An 18174-nucleotide genomic window follows, 5' to 3' on the forward strand; every position below is an offset into this window, starting at 1 on the left:
CTTCGCCGCGCCCGCACGTAGTATCGAGAGCGTGAGCGGCGAAAACACGGAGAACCCGCAGAACCCAGGGGCGGATGCCGCCTCCGATGCGCCAGCGTACGGTGGTGAGCCCTCGGCGTCCACCCTGGCACCCACCACGACGCCAGGTGTGGAAGCCTTCGAGGTCCCGGCGCCGGAGACCGTCACCGCTCCCGACGCCGACGCGGCGATCGAACAGTTCGAAGTGCCGCCGCCACCCGCGTTCGCCGCCGCGCCGCCGCCACCCAGCCCAGAGCCGGTCATCCCGCCCGCACCGTCCGAGAGCGTCGGACCGGATGCGGCCGCTCCTGCGCTCCGGCAGCGCAGGACCTGGGCGCCGGATGACACGTGGTCCTCGGCATCCGCCCACAAGCAGGAGGTTGTGCCCCCGACCGCTGCGCAGAAGGCCGAGTCGCGCGCTGCTGCGTCGCGCGCCGCGACGGCTCGCGATGAAGCGACCCGGAACTACGTCAGCCCGGCTGCCGGCGGAACGGCAGGGCAGAGCTACCGCGGCTGGACGATCGCGATCTACGGCGGGCTTGCCGTGCTGTTCTTCGGTGCGATCGGATTCATGGTGGTCTCGGGCCTTCCGGGCTGATGTCGCCGGCGTAGCTCAGCGCGGCCGGAAGGCCCGGCCACGGAAGACGCGGCCACGGAAGAACACTTTCGCGCGTCGCAGGCGCTCGCCACCGACGAAACTGTTCTCGGCTGGCTCTGGTTCTCGACGCGCGCGGGGACGCCCACTCGAACGGTCAGCGGAGATGAAAAACGTCGGTTGCGCATGGGTGCAACCGACGTTTTTCATCTAGCCCGCATGCTTCGCCTGGCCCGCGTGGTGCGGATCAGTGGTCGTCGCGCCTGCCACTTCCGTGCTCGTCCCCGCGCGTCACGTCTTGTGCAGCAGGGCGTTCAGCGCGGAATGGTGCAGCGCGAGGCCGACCCCGATGATGCGCGTCGCACGCGCATCGCGCTCACTGAAGAAGGTCGTCGCATCGGTCGCGGCATACGCGGCGAGCAGCGTGAAGTGCTCTCGAAAGCGCTCGATTCGTTCACCGACGACGAGGCGCGCGAGCTCGCCCGCCTGCTCGGCAAGCTCGCCGATAACTGGACGAAGTGAGTCAGCCCACCCGCTGCGACTTCACGGGCAGCAACAGGAAGAATCCGAGCATCAGTACGAGGATGATGCCGAGGATGCCGTACGCCGTGTCGTGCGTGAGCACGATGAGCAGTGTCCAGGCCCCTGCGGCCATCCAACTCGCCGCGCGACCGGTCGTCGCGTAGAGGCCGAAGATCTCCCCCTCGCGTCCTGCCGGGGTGACGCGAGCGAGGAACGACCGCGATGCCGCCTGCGCGGGCCCGACGAAAGCACACAGCAGCAGTCCGCCGATCCAGAACACGATCGTTCCGGCATCCACGAGGAAGAAGACTGCGAGGCCTGCCATCACCATCGCGGCCAGCGCGAAGAGAATGATGCGCTTCGGGCCGAACCGGTCATCGAGGCGTCCGGCGAGGATCGTCGAGACACCCGCGATGAGGTTCGCCGCGATGCCGAAGATCGCGAGCTCGAGGAACTCGAAGCCGAACACCTGCCCGGCGATGATCGCGCCGAAGGCGAAGATGCCGCCCAGCCCGTCTCGGAACACGGCACTGGAGAGCAGGAACCAGAACGTCGGCCGGGTCTCAGGGGAGCGGTACAGCCCGACGACGTCCTTCACGAGCAGCACGTACGACCTGAAGAACCCGACTCGGCGCTCGGGGCGCCCCATCGATGGCTCCGGAACATTCAGGAAGATCGGGATGCTGAAGATGATCGCCCATACCGCACAGCCCACGGCGATCAGGCGGAACGGCAGGCCGCCCTCGTCGGAGATGCCGAACCAGTTCAGCGCGTAGAAGACGATGACGATGATGAGGGCGACGACCCCACCGATGTAGCCGAAGCCCCAGCCGAGTCCGGAGATCTTGCCGACGGTCTTCGGATTCGCGATGCCGACGAGCATGGCGTTGGAGTTCACTGCGGCGATCTCGCCGAACACTGCTCCCGCCGAGATCAGCACGACGCCCAGCCAGAACAGCGTGGGAGTCGGCTCGACGAACCACAGCCCGAACATGCAGAGGATGAGCGCGCCGGTGCCGATGCCGAGCCAGAGCTTCTGGCGGCCCGCGGCATCCGCACGCTGTCCGAGCACCGGCGCGAGCAGCAGAATCGCGAAGGCGGCGATCGTCGAGCCGAGCCCGAGACCAGAGGCCAGGTCGGCCTCGGCCGCCTTGCGGATCGCGTCGCCTTTGTCGAGTGCGGCGATCTCGGGAGGCAGGAACTGCGAGGTCGTCAGATAGAGGGCCGTGAAGATGAACGTCAGAATGACGGTGTTGAACGGCTGCGTCGCCCAGTCCCACAGTGCCCATGAGTAGATCTGTTTCTTCGGCGCCTCGGTCTCACCGCGCAGCTCCAGGCCGACGACCCCGACCGCGCCGCTGTTCGCTGTCGCCTCAGGGCGCGGAACGCGGGGATCCTCAGATGCACTCATGCTCGCAGTCTGGCCGGATCTGGTGAACGCCGGGTTGCGGCGCGCCGGGCGCGCCGCACAGCTCGCGCGGCGCGCTCTCACTCACGCGTACGACGAGGCCACCAGCTCTGCGAACAGCGCTTCGGCGTCGCACTCGACCCGGTGCCTTGTGAACCAGTCGCAGATGTTCACGCAGTCGCGATGCAGCAGATCGAGTCCCTGCGGGTTCACGATGACATCGACGATCTGCGGCAGGTCGATCACCCGCACGCGGCCCCCCGTGCACCAGCAGGTTGTACGGCGACAGGTCGCCATGCGCGAAGCCTGCGCCCGCGAAGATGCGCATGATCTCGACGATCTGCGCGTAATAGTCCGCCAGCGTCCGCCGATCCTCGCGCACCTGCGCAAGGCGCGGAGCGGCCGAGGCATCCGTACCGATGAACTCCATCAGCACTTCGGTGCCGTTCACCTGCACGGGATACGGCACCGGCGCACCCAATTGCCACATGCGCGTCAGTGCCTCGAACTCCGCGAACGACCATTCGGCTGCCGCCACTTCGCGGCCGAAAGCCGTCTTGCCCGCGACGGCACGCGCGGCGCGGGAGTCGGTCACTTTTCGGCCCTCGGTGTACATGCCGGAGCGACGGAACGATCGATGCTCGGGACTGCGGTAGCGCTTCGCCGCGAGCAGGGTGCGCTGGAATGGGTCGTCGGGGACGGCGCGTTCGATGAGGAACACGTCCGCCTCCTTGCCGGTCTTGAGCACGCCGAGTTCGGTGTCGAGTGCGCCGGCCGAGGTCACGACCCAGCTCGGCCAGGGCACAGGTCCGCGCTCGGTCGGGGTGATCGTCGGCCATGTGGACCAGCGTTGGTCTTCGCCGGGCTCGACGTCGGCGAACGAGAGATTCTCGTTGAAGAAGAAGGATGCGTCGGTGGACGCAGAAGGATCAGTCACGGTGGTTGCTCCGGAAGGGAGACCACGCGCAGATCAGTAGCGGGCGGCCTCGAGAAGAAGATGTTCGGCGAGAGGCGCGACAACGACAGCGTTCATGTCACAGCTCCTCTCTCGCGGAATCTTCCGGATACTTCCCGGTGCACGAGCAAGCCTAGGTGGGACGGCGGTTGGTGTCCATCCACGCGCCGGGCAGACGCGCCGTCAGGTGACTGCTATTCCGGGTGACGTACGGTTGATTCGTCCCACGAACAAGGAGCACGATGTTCCGCACACCTGCAAGCCTCTACCGCGTCCTCGCCATCGCCGAAGCGATCACCTGGACCCTGTTGATCTCCGCGCTCATCGCCAGGGCTGTCGGAGCTCCGGGGATCGTGGTGACGATCGCCGGAGGCATCCACGGTTTCGTGTTCCTCTCCTATGGTGCGACGGCGATCCTCGTCGCCTTCAACCAGCGCTGGTCGATCGGACTCGGCCTCCTGGCGGTCGCGAGCGCGATCGTCCCCTTCGCGACCATCCCGATGGAGATCTGGCTGCACCGCAAGGGCCGACTCGAGGGCGCCTGGCGTCTCGAGGAGAGCGAGCACCCGCAGGACCGCACCTGGTACGACAAGACGATGCGCTGGTTCCTGAATCACGCCGGCCTGCTTGTGGCACTCATCGCCGTCGCCGTCGTGGCGCTCTACGTCGTGCTGCTGACCGTCGGCCCTCCCGGCGGCAAGTGAGCCGGCGGCGTCAGCCGCACGAGCACGCCATCACCCTCGCCGCCGACCGCGACCACCCACGCATCTCCCACCCATGCGGCGGCATTCGGGCTGCACAGCAGCGATAGCGGCTCTTGCTCGTCCGCATATGTCAGGTGCAGTGCGTCCTGCCGGTACAGCTCGTCGCACGACTGCCGCGCCTTGATCAGGTCGCGGGCTTCGGCTGATCCGCCGACGATGACCGACTCGGCTGTCGACGGTTCTGCGCTGCCGCCCCACCACAGCGCGAGACCATCCGGGCGCACCGCGACGACAGGACGAGTCGCCGATTGGGCAGTGCGGGACAGCTCTGTGCCGTCGGGCGCGAGCACGATGCGGTTCGCCGGAGTGGCCAGGTAGATGCGGCCCTCGGCGTCGACATCGATGTCGACCGGCGGCGCTCCGGGAGCTGACGGCGTCGACTCGTCGAACGTCAGCGCTTCGCGGTGCACGACCTCGCGTTCGCCCGTGTCGAGATCGATGCGCAGGACCTCGGAGTCGATCGCGGGAGTGGGTGGCGTCGGTTGATATCGAATCACGTAGGCATCGCCGTCGTGCACGGCCAGCGCGCCGAACATGAAGTCGCCGAAGTCGAAGCCGGCCGGATCCGGCTCGTCCTCCGGCAGCGGCTTCATCGGCACGTCGGTGTACTCGAGCGTCTCCATGTCGACGAGGGAGAGCCCTGGCGTGGCATCCGGTTCATTCCGGGATCGCACCGCGACCAGCTCGGTGGGGGACAGTGCCGCGACATCCCCGATCCCGTGCAGCGGATGCTCCACCTCGATGTTGAATCGAGCGAGCGTCTCGCCGTCGGCTCCGACGCGCAGCCAGGAGCCTGCGGAACCGCTCCAGAAGCCTCCGACTCCGTCTGCGGCGACTGTTGACATGCCGAAGGCGACGTCGACGTCGCCGAAGGTCTGCGCATCCCACGAGATGGGCTCCAGCTTCCAATCCCCGACGCCGAGCGCCGGCGCGCAGCCGGACAGCCCGCTTGACAATGCCAGGAGGGCCGCCGTCGCGACCGCAGCAGGGAGGACACGCGACCGATGCATACGGAGATCCTAGGTCAGTGCAAAAGTTGAGCCTGTTCATATCAAGTTCACTTGACAGCATTTCACGCTCGCGATACAGTTGAGCCATTGCGACTCAGGTTTCTGATTCGCCCCATATCTTCACTACGTACTTCAACCAGAAGGAGAATCGCATGGCACGTGCTGTAGGAATCGACCTCGGAACGACGAACTCCGTCGTCAGCGTCCTCGAGGGTGGCGAGCCGAAGGTCATCGCCAACGCCGAGGGCTTCCGCACGACCCCCTCGGTGGTCGCATACACGAAGGACGGCGAGGTGCTCGTCGGCGAGACCGCCAAGCGCCAGGCCGTCACGAACGTCGACCGCACCGTTGCATCCGTCAAGCGCCACATGGGCACTGACTGGGGCTTCGACGTCGACGGCAAGAAGTGGACGCCGCAGGAGATCTCCGCGCGCATCCTCATGAAGCTCAAGCGCGACGCAGAGTCCTACCTGGGCGACACCGTGACGGATGCCGTCGTCACCGTCCCCGCGTACTTCAACGACGCTGAGCGTCAGGCGACGAAGGAAGCCGGTGAGATCGCGGGCCTCAACGTCCTGCGCATCATCAACGAGCCGACCGCTGCAGCTCTGGCCTACGGCCTTGACCGCGGCAAGGAGGACGAGCTCATCCTCGTCTTCGACCTCGGTGGCGGAACGTTCGACGTCTCGCTGCTCGAAGTGGGCAAGGACGACGACTTCTCGACGATTCAGGTGCGCTCCACCTCGGGTGACAACCGCCTCGGCGGTGACGACTGGGACCAGCGTCTGGTCGACCACCTGATCAAGCAGTTCAAGGAGACCAGCGGCGTCGACGTCTCTGGCGACAAGATTGCCCTCCAGCGTCTGAAGGAAGCAGCCGAGCAGGCCAAGAAGGAGCTGTCGAGCTCGACCAGCACCTCCATCAACCTGCCCTACCTGTCGCTGACCGAGTCGGGCCCCGTCTCGCTGTCCGAGACGATCACTCGCGCGAAGTTCGAGGACCTCACCAAGGACCTCCTCGACCGCACGAAGAAGCCGTTCGAAGACGTCATCCGCGAGGCGAACGTCAAGGTCGCCGACATCGACCACGTCGTGCTCGTCGGCGGATCGACCCGTATGCCCGCAGTTGCTGAGCTCGTCAAGCGCGAGACCGGCAAGGAAGCGAACAAGGGCGTGAACCCTGATGAGGTCGTCGCCGTCGGCGCTGCCCTCCAGGCCGGTGTCCTCAAGGGCGAGCGCAAGGACGTTCTGCTCATCGACGTCACCCCTCTGAGCCTCGGAATCGAGACCAAGGGCGGCCGGATGACCAAGCTCATCGATCGCAACACCGCGATTCCGACCAAGCGCAGCGAGACCTTCACCACGGCAGACGACAACCAGCCGTCCGTCGCGATCCAGGTCTTCCAGGGCGAGCGCGAGTTCACTCGTGACAACAAGCCGCTGGGCACCTTCGAGCTCACCGGCATCGCGCCGGCTCCCCGCGGCATGCCGCAGGTCGAGGTCACGTTCGACATCGACGCGAACGGCATCGTGCACGTGTCCGCCAAGGACAAGGGCACCGGCAAGGAGCAGTCGATGACCATCACCGGCGGCTCGTCGCTGTCGAAGGACGACATCGAGCGCATGGTGCGCGAGGCCGAAGAGAACGCTGCGGAAGACAAGAAGCGCGCCGAGGCTCTCGAACAGCGCAACCAGGCCGAGACCCTGTCGTACTCGATCGAGAAGCTGATCAAGGAGAACGAAGACAAGCTCCCCGCCGAGGTCAAGGACGAGGTCCAGGCTGACGTCGACGCTCTGAAGGCGGCTCTTGCCGGCGAAGACGACGACGCGGTCAAGACTGCACTCGACAAGCTGAACGAGTCGCAGGGCAAGCTCGGTGAGGCCATCTACGCACAGTCGCAGGCAGATGCTGCAGCTGGTGCATCCGCTGAGGGCGAGGCTCCGGCAGACGAAGCATCCGATGAGGATGTCGTCGACGCCGAGGTCATCGACGACGAGGACGAGAAGAAGTAACCATGGCAGAGAAGAACTTCGACGAAAACGGCGAGGTTCGGCCTGAGGACGAGGGGTCGGATGCTACGGCATCCGGCCCCGCGTCGCAGGTGAACCCCGACGCCGCAGAGGCCGCAGCCGCGGAGGGCGCCGACGAGTCGCCCGCCGACGGTGCGGACGAACTGACGGTCGACGACATCCTGAACGCGGAACAGAGCGACGAAGCGGCCGCGGGTGACGCGGCTCTCGCAGATGCCGAGTCTGCGATGCTCAATGACCTCAAGCGCCTGCAGGCCGAGTACGCCAACTATCGTCGGCGCACCGAGGAGCAGCGTCACGTCGAGATCGCGCGAGCGAAGGGTGAGGCGGCCAAGGGTCTGCTTCCGGTGCTCGACGACCTCGATCGCGCGGCGGCCCACGGCGATCTGCAGGAAGGCACGCCCTTCTTCGTGATCGGCGAGAAGGTGCGTGCGGTCGTGGAGCGTCTCGGTGTCATCGCTTACGGTGCCGCCGGGGAGGACTTCGACCCGCAGCACCACGAGGCGATCTTCCAGCAGCCGACTCCGGGAGCGGAGAAGTCCACGATCCTCGAGGTCGTGGAGGTCGGCTACCGACTCGGCGATGTCGAGCTGCGACCTGCGAAGGTCGTCGTCGCTGTTCCCGCAGAGTAGGTGATCTATGGCCAGCCAGGATTGGTTCGACAAGGACTTCTACAAGACGCTCGGCGTCGCCAAGGATGTCAGCGATGCGGATCTGAAGAAGACCTACCGCAAGCTGGCGCGCAAGTATCACCCTGACTCCAATCAGGGGGATGCAGCGGCCGAGGCGAAGTTCAAAGAGATCAGCGAGGCATACTCGGTGCTCTCTGACGCGGAGCAGCGCAAGGAGTATGACGAGATCCGGGCCATGGGCTCGGGTGCGCGGTTCACTTCGGGCGGTGCGGGCGCCGCGGGCGGCTTCGAAGACGTCTTCAGCCGGTTCGGGCAGGGCGGCCGTGGCCAGAGCGCCGACTTCGAGGACATCTTCGCGATGTTCAACCAGGGCCAGGGCGGGGGGAGCTTCGGCTCCGGCCGCTTCGGCCAGACGAGCGGCGGATACCGCGGTTTCGGCGGACCGCAGAAGGGCGCCGACGTCACGGCGCGCACAACGCTCGACTTCGTCACCGCTGTGCAGGGTGAGACGATCACGTTGCAGGGTGAAGACGGCAAGCCGTTCAAGGTGAAGATCCCCGCGGGTGTCGCAGACGGACAGAAGATCCGTCTGCGCGGCCGTGGGCGTCCGTCGCCCGATGGCGGAGAGAACGGCGACATCGTCGTGCAGATCAAGGTGCGTTCGCACCCCGTCTTCACGCGAGACGGTCTGAACCTGCGCCTCACGGTGCCGGTGACCTTCACCGAGGCAGCTCTCGGTGCCACGATCGAGGTCCCCACCCTCGCCGGCGACGTGGTCAAGCTGCGTGTCGCACCCGGTACGCCCTCGGGGCGGATCCTGCGGGTGAAGGGTCGAGGTGTGAAGACCTCGAAGGGCACCGGTGACCTGCTTGCTGAACTGCAGGTGGCTGTGCCCTCGCACCTGGATGACGCGGCGCGCGAGGCGCTGCTCGCTTTCCAGGCGGCAGAGCCCAAGGAGAATCCGCGCGGCGAGATGATGGCGAAGGCGCAGGCCTGATGATGTACGCGAGTCTCGGAGGTGATGGCAATGGTTGACGATGAGGATGCTCCAGTCTTCGCCATCGCCGTCGCCGCTGAGCTCGCGGGCATGCACCCGCAGACGCTGCGTCAGTACGATCGCATCGGTCTTGTCGTGCCCGGCCGCACGCGTGGAGGCTCCCGCCGCTACTCGGCGCGCAACATCGAGCAGCTCCGCGAGGTTGCGCGGATGAGCGCTGAGGGCATGAGCCTGCCGGCGATCGCTCGACTGCTCGACCTCGAGGACGAGGTGCGGATGCTGCGCCGCCGTGTCCTCGATCTTGAAGGCGCGCTGCGCGCCGAACGACAGAACCGTCCCGGTGTGCGCGTCTTCGCCGCCGGTGCCACGGGAGTCACGCCAGTGACCGGTGGACGTCGCATCCGCCGTTCGACCGAGGTCGTGCTGTGGCGCCCTGGCGGGCGAAGCGACGCGGAGTAGGCTCCGCGATCAGGCCTGCTCAGACGAAGCGGACCCAGTTCGCGCCCTTGCCAGTCTCGGCGCGCTGCAGCAGTTCGAGCGCGTCATCCTGCACGGCGTACAGCGAGACCTGCGTCGACCTCTCGCCGGTCGCGATGAGGTGGGCGCCGTCGGGGCTGAGCGCGAAGCCGCGCGGCTGCAGCTCGGTGACGGTGAACCGTTCCGCCGCCGACACCGATCCGTCGGCCGCGACGGACACCGCTCCCAGCGTGTTCTCGGTGCGCTCCGTGGCCCACAGCCGTGTGCCGTTCGCGCCGAAGTGGAGGTCGGCTCCCCAGATGTAGTGATGCGCGAGCGGGTCTGCTCCGAACACGCTGTGGCCGAGGCTCTTCGTGGTGTCATACGCCGTCGTGGTGCCCTGCAGTGTGAGCGCGCCGGTGGAGGCGTCGCGGCTGTAGTGGAGGACTTCGCCGGAGAACTCGGTGAGCACATACACCGCATCCTGCGCCTCGTTCAGTACGAGGTGTCGAGGACCGCTTCCCTCGGGAGCGGCGACCGTCTCGGGGTCCAGCGGCATGAGGCGAAGATCATCGTCGAGTGCGTACTGCGCGACGAGGTCGGCACCCAGCGACACGAAGTAGGCGAACCGGCCGTCGGCGCTCGGCAGCACCGAGTGCAGGTTGGGGAACGTGATCGTCGACACCGGCTCGCTCACAACGCCGTCGGTGACCGCGCAGCTGATTCCGAAGCCCCCCGAGTACGAGATGCCGAGCAGCCCCGTTCCGCCCCGAGTGAGTGCGATGTAGTTCATTCCTCCATCGGGGAGGTCGAGGCGCGACTGCGGCGTGAGCCGCCCGCTTTCGCGGTCGAGGGCGAGTGTGAGGATGCCGGTGGGTCCCTTCACGCCCGCATAGACCAGGTCGCGCTCTGAGTCGACGGCGAACGTCGAGCATCCGTCGAGTCCTTCGTTGACGGCCAGACGCTCCAGCTGCCCGTTCTCGAAACGGAAGGTGCTGATGGAACCTTCCCCAGCGTTGGCGACCAGAACGAGGGCGGAATCAGTCATGCCTCGATCGTAGCTGCGCCCTCGCGCCGTCACGCGCACGGGCAGAGCGGGTAGTCTGGCGCGGGTGAGGATGTCGCGTCGTGAGTTGCTGATCGGCGCCGGAGCCGGCGCCCTCGGAGTGCTGCTCGTGTCGTGCACGCCCGAGCCTGCGCCTACCCCCACGCCGACCCGCAGTCTGACGCCGCTGCCGGTCACCGAGGTTCCCGCGCCTGCCGGCAGCATCCGGAGCACCTGGGCCACCGACCCCTACTCGCACGGAGCGGTCAGCTTCACCCGAATCGGCGTGCAGTCGTCCACACGCGCGACGCTCGCAGAACCGATCGCGGATCGCGTCTTCTTCGCCGGTGAGGCGACGGATGTCGACAACCCCGCCACGATCCGCGGTGCCATCCACTCCGGCGAGAGCGCCGCGATGCGCCTGCGTGCGACAGCCACGAGCGGAGAGCGGATCGCCGTGATCGGCGCGGGTCTCGCCGGAGCCACCGTCGCGGCGAGCCTTGCCGACGCCGATCTCTCCGTGACCGTGTTCGAAGCGCGTGACAGAGTCGGCGGCCGCACGCTCTCGCAGATCGATGACGACTGGGCGCTTCCCGTTCAGCTCGGCGGATGGCTGCTGCCCGCGCTCGCCGAAGGCGAGGACATCAGCCGTGACGAGCTGGACCTGCCGCAGGCGACGGATCTCGCGTCCGCAGTGTGGCGCACACCGGACGGCGACATCGAGCCGGTCACGAACGCACCACTGGATGCGGCGATCACTGTCGCAGAGGCTCTTCCGACCGACGTCTCGCTCGCCGAAGCGCTCACCCTGACCGGTGCCGACCCTGAGGACCCCGATCTCGCGGCGCTCCTGGCCTACCTCGCGACGACGTCGGGGGCGGATGCCGACACCGTCTCGTCCTGGTTCCCTCCGTCAATGCCATCCGCTGCCCGGCGAGCCATCACCGGTGATTTCGACGCGCACATCACCGAGATGCTCGCGAACGCCCAGCTCACTCTGTCATCTCCCGTCACTCGCATCGCCTACGACGACTCCGGTGTCAGCCTGCGCCTCGGCACCGGCGAATCCACCTCTTTCGATCGGGTCGTGGTCACCGTGCCGCTCGGCGTCCTGCAGACCGAGCGGATCGAGTTCTCGCCACCGTTGCCGTTCTCGCACCGCGGTGCGATCAACGCGCTCGGCATGGGCCACATCGAGTCGATCTGGCTGCGCTACGACGAACCCTTCTGGGAGACAGGTGCCGCGATCTGGCACACCGTCGGCGGCGATCAGACTGTGCGGACCTGGATCAACCTGCTGCCGGTCACCGGCGATGCGATCCTCGTCGGCGTCGTGGGCGGCGCCGCAGCCGCGGACTTCGCCGAACTCGAAGAGCAGGAGGCACTGCTCGAGGCGCTCAGGTCGCTTGTGCCGTTCCTGCCCGTGCAGCAGACCGACTGACCTTCTTCCGCCGCGAGGGACTCACCCGGCTGATCACCGCCAGCACCGTGGCCACGAGCGCGAAGATCGCCAGTGCCAGTGCACTCGTCACGGCGAACTCGCCGAATCCGCTCACCTGGCGCAGGTCCAAAAAGTAATACGGATACCAGCCGATCATCGGCCCGCGCCACATCGTCACCCCACCCCACACGAGGGGGAAGGCGAGCGAGCAGGGGATGATCCACCAGGTCACGGAGCGGTGTCCGGGAGTCAGCGTCCACGCGATCGCGGTGAACGCGGGCAGCCAGAAGTGCAGCACCTGATCAGACCAGGGCACATCGACACGGATGCCGCGGAGCCCCGCCTGCCACACGATCAGTGCGAATGCGAGACCCGCGGTGATCGTCCAGGTGAGCACGAGCGAGAGGGCGATGCTGAACCAGCGCGGATCCTCCGCGCGGCGGAAGGCGAGCACTCCGCCGATGACGAGCAGCACGACCAGTGCGCAGTTCGACTCCACCGTGAGATACGCGAAGAAGTTCCGGCCGGCGATGGTCTGCGAGCTGAGCCCCCAGAACAGCCGATGCACGAGCGCGATCAGACAGACCGCTGCCGTGGCGAGCCGAAGCACGCCGAATGCGAACCGTGCTTTCACCCTCAGATCCCCAGGATCGCCTTCGCGACGAGGAAGTAGATGACAAGCCCGGTGGCATCGACGAAGGTCGTGATGAACGGGTTGGAGAACACGGCGGGATCGACCTTGATCATTCGCGCGATGATCGGCATGATTCCTCCGACGGTCGCCGCCACCGTGCAGATGGCAAGCAACGTGCATCCGATCACGAGTCCGATGTGCCAGTCGAAGACCACCCAGGTGATCGCGAATCCGAGAAGGCCCAGCAGCACACCGAGCGACACGCCGACCCGCAGCTCGCGCGAGAGCACTTTGAGCAGATCGCGGGGGCGCACTTCGCCGAGCGCGAGTGCGCGGGTGACCGTCGTCGCTGCCTGGTTTCCGGTGTTCCCACCGGTTCCGATCAACAGCGGTACGAACAGGGCCAGCACCGTCATCTGCGCCAGTGTCGCTTCGAACACCGACAGGACCTGAACGGTGAGCGTGGCGCCGATGGCGAGGACGAACAGCCACACGATGCGCGAGCGCACGAGCTTGCGCACCGGGGTCGAGAGGTAGGGCCGGCCGAGCGGTTCGACACCGCCCTGGCGCGCGGCATCCTCGCTCTCTTCGCGTTTGAGGATGCGTGCCGCGTCGTCGATCGTGAAGATGCCGACCAGGCGGTCTTCGCTGTCGACGACGGGGACTGCGAGCAGCCCGAGGTCGGTGCATTCACGCGCTGCGCTCTCTGCATCGGCGTCGGCGACGACCGTGTGGGCGTCGTGCATGAGTGCATCGATGGTGTCTGCGTCATCGGCGGTGAGCAGGTCGCGCAGGCTGACGACGCCGATGACCTTCCGTGCGGCGTCGGTCACCGGCAGTGTGTAGATGGTTTCGGCGTCATCGATGCGCGATCGGAGCCTGGTCATCGTCTCGGCCACTGTGAGCTGCGGGTGGGTGGTGATGTACTCGGGGCTCATGCGGCGGCCGATCGAGTCCAGCGGATAGCCGAGGACCGCTGCGGTGAGTTCGCGCTCACGGGCCGGGAGTCCTCGCAGTAGCTGCGGGGCGACAGACGCCGGAAGCTCGTCGAGCAGCCACACCCGGTCATCCGGGTCCATCTCGGCGAAGAGCGTGGCGACCTCGGCATCCTGAAGTCCGCGCACCAGCTCGCCCTGCAACTCGGGTTCGAGAGCCTCGAAGACCTCGAGCGCGCGCTGCTTGGGAAGCAGACGATAGACGATCGCGCACTGTCGTGGGTTCAGCCGATCGAGCACCCGCACGATCTGATGGTCGGGCACTGGACCGAGCGCCGCGGATGCTGCGGCGAGATCACGCTGCGACAGCCTCAGCTCGATCGTGTCGATCAGCCCGGTGTCGGGTGCGGGAGTGCGCTCCATCGCGTTCTCCTTCCGGGGCGTCGTGTGGTCAATCTAACCCATCACTGGCAGGTTCAGGCAGGGTCGAGGCGTAGCAGGTCTGGCGATTCGCCGCCGGACAGATCGTCAGAAATCCGGAGGCTGCGGGCCAGGTCGTCGAGCGCGGGGATGAGCGTGCCGAACCGTTCCCGGTCGCGGCTGAGCGCCTGGAGCGTGATCAGGTGCGTACCGGTGTCCCAGGTGTAGTTGGCGAAGGGGGCGGCCTCAGGCGTCGGAGGCGTGATCATCACGAGCTTCTCGCCGGCGCCGAGTGCGCTCGTGAACGTCTCGGTGTCGTCGTACTCGATCGGTCGGTTCGCGCGCGCGATCCGCACCGGTGGGGTGAGCTCCTGCACGGTGGCAAGGGCCGCCACGAGGTCGGGCTCGGCCTTCCAGGTCCAGGCGAGGAGCCGGCCGTCCATCCGGCGCATCAGCAGGGGAGCGGCCTGGCTCATCGCCCAGGCGCCCATGCGAGAGCCTTCCTTCTCGCCCCGCCCGAGCATCTGGTTGGCCTGGCCCAGCAGCATCCGCAGTGCCGCCTTGCGGTGGCGGCGCCCCTTCCAGCCGAGCGAATCGGTGACGGGGATCCATAGGCTCTGATCGGCGGAAGCGGTGATGCGCATGCCTTCACGCTACCCGCGGCGCAAGCGGCGGGGGAGCGGAGATCGTGCAGGGCGCTCGGGTAAAGTGGCGTGCGCCCACAACCGGGCTCTCCGCGTATCCCTAAGGCTGCCACTTCGTGACTTCACCTGACGCTCCGCTGAAGATCCTCATCGGCTGCGACACCTTCTCCCCTGACATCAACGGGGCCGCACGGTTCGCTGAGCGCCTCGCCGCAGGACTGGTGCAGCGCGGTCATGATGTGCACGTCGTCGCCCCGAACCGCGAGTACCGTCGCACGGCTCCTGCCACCGAGGTCATCGAGGGCGAGCCGATGACCCTGCACCGGCTGCCGTCCGTGCGCTGGGCGCCGCATGACTGGATTCGATTCGTCTGGCCGTGGCGCTCGAAGCACTACGCCCGCAAGGTGATCGACCGGGTGCAGCCCGATGTCGTGCACATCCAGTCGCACATCGTGATCGGCCGCGGTCTGTCGCGGATCGCCGCACAGCGCGGCATCCCGATCATCGCCACCAACCACGTGATGGCCGAGAACATCCTCGATCACACCACGATGCCTAAGTTCATCGACAACCTCGTGCTGAAGTTCGCGTGGGATGACGCCAAGCGCACGTTCGATCTCACACGCGCCATCACCACGCCCACTCGTCGCGCGGCGGACTTCCTCGAGCGCACGGTCGAAGTGCAGAACGTGATCCCGGTCAGCTGTGGCATCGATCGCACGCAGTACGACCCCGTGATCGCACCGCGCGAGAAGAACCGGATCGTCTTTGTCGGCCGCCTGACGGCTGAGAAGCAGGTCGAGGTGATCCTTGAGGCGATGACGAAGCTCGACCCTGCGCTGGATGTGACCTTCGACATCGTCGGCGGCGGCGACCAGCGCAAGAGCCTCGAGCGACTCACAGGCGAGCTCGGCATCGCCGATCGCGTCACCTTCCACGGGCGTACCACCGACGAAGAGCTGCGCGCGATCCTCTCGCGCGCGAGCCTGTTCGTGATCGCCTCGATCGCGGAGTTGCAGTCCATCGCCACGATGGAGGCGATGGCTTCGGCCCTGCCGATCGTCGCTGCGGATGCTGTCGCCCTCCCGCATCTCGTCCACGACGGCGAGAACGGGTACCTGTTCGAGCCGGGCAACGTCACCGAGCTGGCAGCCCGCCTGACCGATGTGCTCACGGCCGATCCCGCAGAGTACGAGCGCATGCAGCGCGCGTCCCTCGACGGCGTCGCCGTCCACGACATCAACCGCACCCTCGACACCTTCGAGGCGCTGTACCGCGACCAGCCGCTCCCGGAGTGACGGAGCAGCGCATGCACATCGTCTTCTTCGGCGATCAGCACCTCGCATCGCTCGGCGGCGCGCAGGTGTCGATGCGGCTGCAGAAGCAGTACCTGGAGCGCTCAGGGCACACCGTGACCGTGGTTGCACCGAAGATGCACAGCGACAGGATCTTCGGGTGGCCAAACCCCTTCGACCTGCCCTCGATCCCGATCACGCTCGATCGTGAGTATTCGATGTCGTGGCCGGGCAGGCGCACCGACCTGTTCCTCGACCGTGCCTTCGCGACGCAGCCACCGGTGGATATCGTGCATGTGCAGGCCGACTTCTGGGGCGCGTTCATCGGTCACCGCTTCGCTCATCGCCACGGCATCCCGGTCGTCCACACGATGCACAACCGGGTCGACGTCGGAATGGCAGCCGTCACCCCGCTGCATCGCCCTGCCCTCGCCGCACTGAACATGTGGCGGCGGCAGTCCATGCGTGGCATCGGGCAGCCCGTTGCCGGCAGCGACGGGTGGGCGTTCCTGCACGGTCTCGCGCAGGGGGCGAGCGCCGTCACCGCACCGTCAGGGCACTTCGCCCGCAGGCTCGAGCAGAACGGCGTGTTCGATCGGGTGGACGTGGTGTGGAACGGCATCGATGATGACCTGCTCGCGCCGATCCTCGACACGCGCCAGGAGCGCGAGCCGGGGCGTCCGCGCTTCGTCTGGCTCGGACGCATGAGCCCGGAGAAGAGATTGCTCCCCTTCCTCGAGGCGGTCGTCACCTCTCAGGTGGATGCGGACATCGAGGTCATCGGCGGCGGAGGACAACTGCGCGCGGCCGAGAAGATCGCACGCGGGCACAGCGGCATCCGCTTTGCTGGGCGCCTGCCGTATGCCGAAACGCTCGCGCGGATCGCCGACGCCGATGCCGTCGTGCAGACCTCCATCGGATTCGAGACGCAGGGCATGACCCCGTTCGAGGCGGCAGCGCTCGGGACGCCGACGATCGTCAGCGACCCCGACATCGCCGATGAGCTGCGCGGTGGTCTGTGGGCGGTTCCGGATGCTTCGGTGCCTGCCCTTGCCGACACGCTCACGCGCGCCGCATCCGACATCAGGACCGGTGAGGCGCCGTCTCCGCTCGCCGAGGTCGGCGAGGAGTTCCGGCAGTCGTCGCGCACCGCGGCGATGATCGAGATCTACGAACGGGTGCTCGCCGGCCGCCACGGTGCGGCCGATACGCTGGCCACATGACCAGCTCCTCCTCCGCGAACAGTCCCGCGCCGTCACCGGGACCCATGCTCTCCTCGAGCTTGCGTGTGCTGATGGCGCTTGCGGCTGCCGTCATCGTGATCGCGGGGCTCTTCCTCGCCCGAGAGGTGGTCGGTCCCATCGCACTGGCGATCGTCATCGTCGTGATCTGCGAACCGGCTCGGATGCCGCTGATGCGGCGTGGTCTGCCGTCATGGCTCGGATCCACGATCGTGATCCTCCTGGCCTACGTGATCCTCCTCGCGATGGGGGCGCTGCTCTGGTTCGCCGGAAATCAGTTCACGCGCCTGGTCATGGATCTCGCCGCGGACGGCGGAGTCACCCGTCAGCTCGATGTGTTCGTCACCTGGCTCACCGACCTCGGCTTCGGTCAGGAGGCGTCGGATGCGGTCACGTCGCTGCTGGCACCGGCGAGCCTGCTCAAGATGGTGCAGAGCGTCGGCGGGACCGTGCTGGCCGTCGCCACCGCATTGTTCTTCGTGTTCGCGTACATCATCTTCATGGCCGTTGATGCGGCACGCTACCGGCACGCACCTGCTGTCTTCGGCGCGACGCGCAGCCACGTCATCGGGCGGATCTCGCAGCTCAACCGCGGCATCCGTCGGTACTACATCGTCAACGCGAGTTTCGGTGCGATCGTCGCGATCATCGATGGGCTTGCGCTGTGGTGGATGGGCGTGCCCGCTCCGGTCGTCTGGGCGATCCTCGCATTCGTGACGAACTTCATCCCGAACATCGGATTCATCCTCGGGCTGGTGCCACCGGCTGTGCTCGCGTTCGCGATCGGCGGTTGGCCGCTGCTGCTGGGTGTGATCGCTGTGTACAGCGTCGTCAACGTGGTGCTGCAGGTGCTCGTGCAGCCGAAGTTCGTCAGCGATGCGGTGGACCTCAGCCTGACGCTGAGCTTCTTCTCGGTGATCTTCTGGACGTTCGTGATCGGACCTCTCGGCGCCATCCTCTCGATCCCGCTGACGCTGCTGACCCGGGCGCTCATCCTCGAGGGCAACCCGGATGCGCTGTGGCTGCGATGGGTGAGCGGTGATCGCACGGCGGTGCCGCCGCCGCCGGAACCCGAGCCGGTGCTCGTGCGCCGCCGTCGTCGCCGGTGGATCTGGCAGCGCTGATTCGGGTC

The 18174-nt window shown here is 66.9% G+C and carries 18 protein-coding genes; 11 read left to right on the forward strand and 7 right to left on the reverse strand.

Features of this window, described 5'->3' with window-relative positions:
* Positions 1 to 31 precede the first annotated feature (31 nt).
* A complete protein-coding gene (locus ACTU6U_RS07225; protein ID WP_443468450.1) occupies positions 32 to 616 on the forward strand; it encodes a hypothetical protein in 585 nt (194 codons plus the stop codon).
* Positions 617 to 832: 216 nt separating this feature from the next.
* Entirely contained in the window at positions 833 to 1135 is a 303-nt protein-coding gene (locus ACTU6U_RS07230; RefSeq protein WP_443468451.1) for a MarR family winged helix-turn-helix transcriptional regulator, read from the forward strand.
* A gap of 1 nt (position 1136) precedes the next feature.
* On the opposite strand, the gene ACTU6U_RS07235 is transcribed toward ACTU6U_RS07230, so the two are convergent.
* Together ACTU6U_RS07235 and ACTU6U_RS07240 are read right to left on the reverse strand one after the other, a co-directional pair.
* The gene (locus tag ACTU6U_RS07235) at positions 1137 to 2546 is read right to left on the reverse strand and encodes an MFS transporter (RefSeq protein WP_443468452.1); all 1410 of its coding nucleotides are present in this window, start codon (positions 2544 to 2546) and stop codon (positions 1137 to 1139) included.
* Complete coding sequence (locus tag ACTU6U_RS07240; protein ID WP_443468453.1) at positions 2533 to 3480, reverse strand: RIO1 family regulatory kinase/ATPase domain-containing protein; 948 nt, start codon at positions 3478 to 3480, stop codon at positions 2533 to 2535. Before ACTU6U_RS07240 ends, ACTU6U_RS07235 begins: the two co-directional genes overlap by 14 nt.
* 260 nt (positions 3481 to 3740) lie before the next feature.
* Between ACTU6U_RS07240 and ACTU6U_RS07245 the strand changes: the two genes are divergently transcribed.
* Entirely contained in the window at positions 3741 to 4202 is a 462-nt protein-coding gene (locus tag ACTU6U_RS07245; protein WP_443468454.1) for a DUF3817 domain-containing protein, read from the forward strand.
* Here ACTU6U_RS07245 and ACTU6U_RS07250 read toward each other — a convergent pair.
* Positions 4160 to 5272, reverse strand: a complete 1113-nt coding sequence (locus ACTU6U_RS07250) for an SMP-30/gluconolactonase/LRE family protein (RefSeq protein WP_443468455.1) — start codon at positions 5270 to 5272, stop codon at positions 4160 to 4162. The two genes, ACTU6U_RS07245 and ACTU6U_RS07250, sit on opposite strands and share 43 nt — an antisense overlap.
* A gap of 152 nt (positions 5273 to 5424) precedes the next feature.
* Between ACTU6U_RS07250 and dnaK the strand changes: the two genes are divergently transcribed.
* The 4 genes from dnaK to ACTU6U_RS07270 are packed head-to-tail and all read left to right on the forward strand — an operon-like array spanning position 5425 to position 9390.
* Complete coding sequence (dnaK, locus tag ACTU6U_RS07255) at positions 5425 to 7284, forward strand: molecular chaperone DnaK (protein ID WP_443468456.1); 1860 nt, start codon at positions 5425 to 5427, stop codon at positions 7282 to 7284.
* Positions 7285 to 7286: 2 nt separating this feature from the next.
* Positions 7287 to 7934, forward strand: coding sequence for a nucleotide exchange factor GrpE (locus ACTU6U_RS07260; protein WP_443468457.1), 648 nt, complete (start codon positions 7287 to 7289; stop codon positions 7932 to 7934).
* Positions 7935 to 7941: 7 nt separating this feature from the next.
* Positions 7942 to 8931, forward strand: coding sequence for a DnaJ C-terminal domain-containing protein (locus ACTU6U_RS07265; RefSeq protein ID WP_443468458.1), 990 nt, complete (start codon positions 7942 to 7944; stop codon positions 8929 to 8931).
* Between the two features lie 30 nt (positions 8932 to 8961).
* The gene (locus ACTU6U_RS07270; protein ID WP_443468459.1) at positions 8962 to 9390 is read left to right on the forward strand and encodes a heat shock protein transcriptional repressor HspR; all 429 of its coding nucleotides are present in this window, start codon (positions 8962 to 8964) and stop codon (positions 9388 to 9390) included.
* Between the two features lie 19 nt (positions 9391 to 9409).
* Here ACTU6U_RS07270 and ACTU6U_RS07275 read toward each other — a convergent pair whose 3' ends face one another.
* The gene (locus ACTU6U_RS07275) at positions 9410 to 10435 is read right to left on the reverse strand and encodes a lactonase family protein (RefSeq protein ID WP_443468460.1); all 1026 of its coding nucleotides are present in this window, start codon (positions 10433 to 10435) and stop codon (positions 9410 to 9412) included.
* Between the two features lie 70 nt (positions 10436 to 10505).
* On the opposite strand from ACTU6U_RS07275, the gene ACTU6U_RS07280 reads away from it, so the two are divergent.
* Positions 10506 to 11873 carry a flavin monoamine oxidase family protein gene (locus tag ACTU6U_RS07280; RefSeq protein ID WP_443468850.1) on the forward strand — a complete coding sequence of 456 codons (1368 nt, stop codon included), beginning with the start codon at positions 10506 to 10508 and terminating at the stop codon, positions 11871 to 11873.
* On the opposite strand, the gene ACTU6U_RS07285 is transcribed toward ACTU6U_RS07280, so the two are convergent.
* The 3 genes from ACTU6U_RS07285 to ACTU6U_RS07295 are packed head-to-tail and all read right to left on the reverse strand — an operon-like array spanning position 11830 to position 14506.
* Positions 11830 to 12507 (reverse strand): Pr6Pr family membrane protein, encoded by a 678-nt coding sequence (locus ACTU6U_RS07285; protein ID WP_443468461.1) that lies wholly within the window; start codon positions 12505 to 12507, stop codon positions 11830 to 11832. The genes ACTU6U_RS07280 and ACTU6U_RS07285 overlap by 44 nt on opposite strands.
* Before the next feature lie 2 nt (positions 12508 to 12509).
* Positions 12510 to 13865: a magnesium transporter gene (gene mgtE / locus ACTU6U_RS07290; RefSeq protein WP_443468462.1), complete on the reverse strand. Its 1356-nt coding sequence runs from the start codon at positions 13863 to 13865 to the stop codon at positions 12510 to 12512.
* A 53-nt stretch (positions 13866 to 13918) separates the two neighbouring features.
* Positions 13919 to 14506 (reverse strand): hypothetical protein, encoded by a 588-nt coding sequence (locus ACTU6U_RS07295; protein ID WP_443468463.1) that lies wholly within the window; start codon positions 14504 to 14506, stop codon positions 13919 to 13921.
* A 116-nt stretch (positions 14507 to 14622) separates the two neighbouring features.
* On the opposite strand from ACTU6U_RS07295, the gene ACTU6U_RS07300 reads away from it, so the two are divergent.
* Genes ACTU6U_RS07300 through ACTU6U_RS07310 form a run of 3 tightly spaced genes read left to right on the forward strand, consistent with a single transcriptional unit; the run spans position 14623 to position 18166 of the window.
* Entirely contained in the window at positions 14623 to 15804 is a 1182-nt protein-coding gene (locus ACTU6U_RS07300; protein ID WP_443468464.1) for a glycosyltransferase, read from the forward strand.
* An 11-nt stretch (positions 15805 to 15815) separates the two neighbouring features.
* Positions 15816 to 17024: a glycosyltransferase family 4 protein gene (locus tag ACTU6U_RS07305; RefSeq protein WP_443468465.1), complete on the forward strand. Its 1209-nt coding sequence runs from the start codon at positions 15816 to 15818 to the stop codon at positions 17022 to 17024.
* A complete protein-coding gene (locus ACTU6U_RS07310) occupies positions 17021 to 18166 on the forward strand; it encodes an AI-2E family transporter (RefSeq protein WP_443468466.1) in 1146 nt (381 codons plus the stop codon). The genes ACTU6U_RS07305 and ACTU6U_RS07310 overlap by 4 nt, the downstream gene beginning before the upstream one ends.
* Positions 18167 to 18174 lie beyond the last annotated feature (8 nt).

Origin of the sequence: Microbacterium zouquanmingi (genome assembly GCF_052266695.1) — a bacterium.
GTDB lineage: Bacteria > Actinomycetota > Actinomycetes > Actinomycetales > Microbacteriaceae > Microbacterium.

Excerpts from the sequence above, each read along its gene's own strand:
- ACTU6U_RS07295 (WP_443468463.1), bottom strand. The coding sequence starts at position 14,506 with ATGCGCATCACCGCTTCCGCCGATCAGAGCCTATGGATCCCCGTCACC.
- ACTU6U_RS07245 (WP_443468454.1), top strand. The coding sequence starts at position 3,741 with ATGTTCCGCACACCTGCAAGCCTCTACCGCGTCCTCGCCATCGCCGAA.
- dnaK (WP_443468456.1), top strand. The coding sequence starts at position 5,425 with ATGGCACGTGCTGTAGGAATCGACCTCGGAACGACGAACTCCGTCGTC.
- ACTU6U_RS07310 (WP_443468466.1), top strand. The coding sequence starts at position 17,021 with ATGACCAGCTCCTCCTCCGCGAACAGTCCCGCGCCGTCACCGGGACCC.
- ACTU6U_RS07270 (WP_443468459.1), top strand. The coding sequence starts at position 8,962 with ATGGTTGACGATGAGGATGCTCCAGTCTTCGCCATCGCCGTCGCCGCT.
- ACTU6U_RS07235 (WP_443468452.1), bottom strand. The coding sequence starts at position 2,546 with ATGAGTGCATCTGAGGATCCCCGCGTTCCGCGCCCTGAGGCGACAGCG.
- ACTU6U_RS07280 (WP_443468850.1), top strand. The coding sequence starts at position 10,506 with ATGTCGCGTCGTGAGTTGCTGATCGGCGCCGGAGCCGGCGCCCTCGGA.
- ACTU6U_RS07265 (WP_443468458.1), top strand. The coding sequence starts at position 7,942 with ATGGCCAGCCAGGATTGGTTCGACAAGGACTTCTACAAGACGCTCGGC.
- ACTU6U_RS07230 (WP_443468451.1), top strand. The coding sequence starts at position 833 with ATGCTTCGCCTGGCCCGCGTGGTGCGGATCAGTGGTCGTCGCGCCTGC.
- ACTU6U_RS07250 (WP_443468455.1), bottom strand. The coding sequence starts at position 5,272 with ATGCATCGGTCGCGTGTCCTCCCTGCTGCGGTCGCGACGGCGGCCCTC.
- ACTU6U_RS07260 (WP_443468457.1), top strand. The coding sequence starts at position 7,287 with ATGGCAGAGAAGAACTTCGACGAAAACGGCGAGGTTCGGCCTGAGGAC.
- ACTU6U_RS07275 (WP_443468460.1), bottom strand. The coding sequence starts at position 10,435 with ATGACTGATTCCGCCCTCGTTCTGGTCGCCAACGCTGGGGAAGGTTCC.
- mgtE (WP_443468462.1), bottom strand. The coding sequence starts at position 13,865 with ATGGAGCGCACTCCCGCACCCGACACCGGGCTGATCGACACGATCGAG.
- ACTU6U_RS07305 (WP_443468465.1), top strand. The coding sequence starts at position 15,816 with ATGCACATCGTCTTCTTCGGCGATCAGCACCTCGCATCGCTCGGCGGC.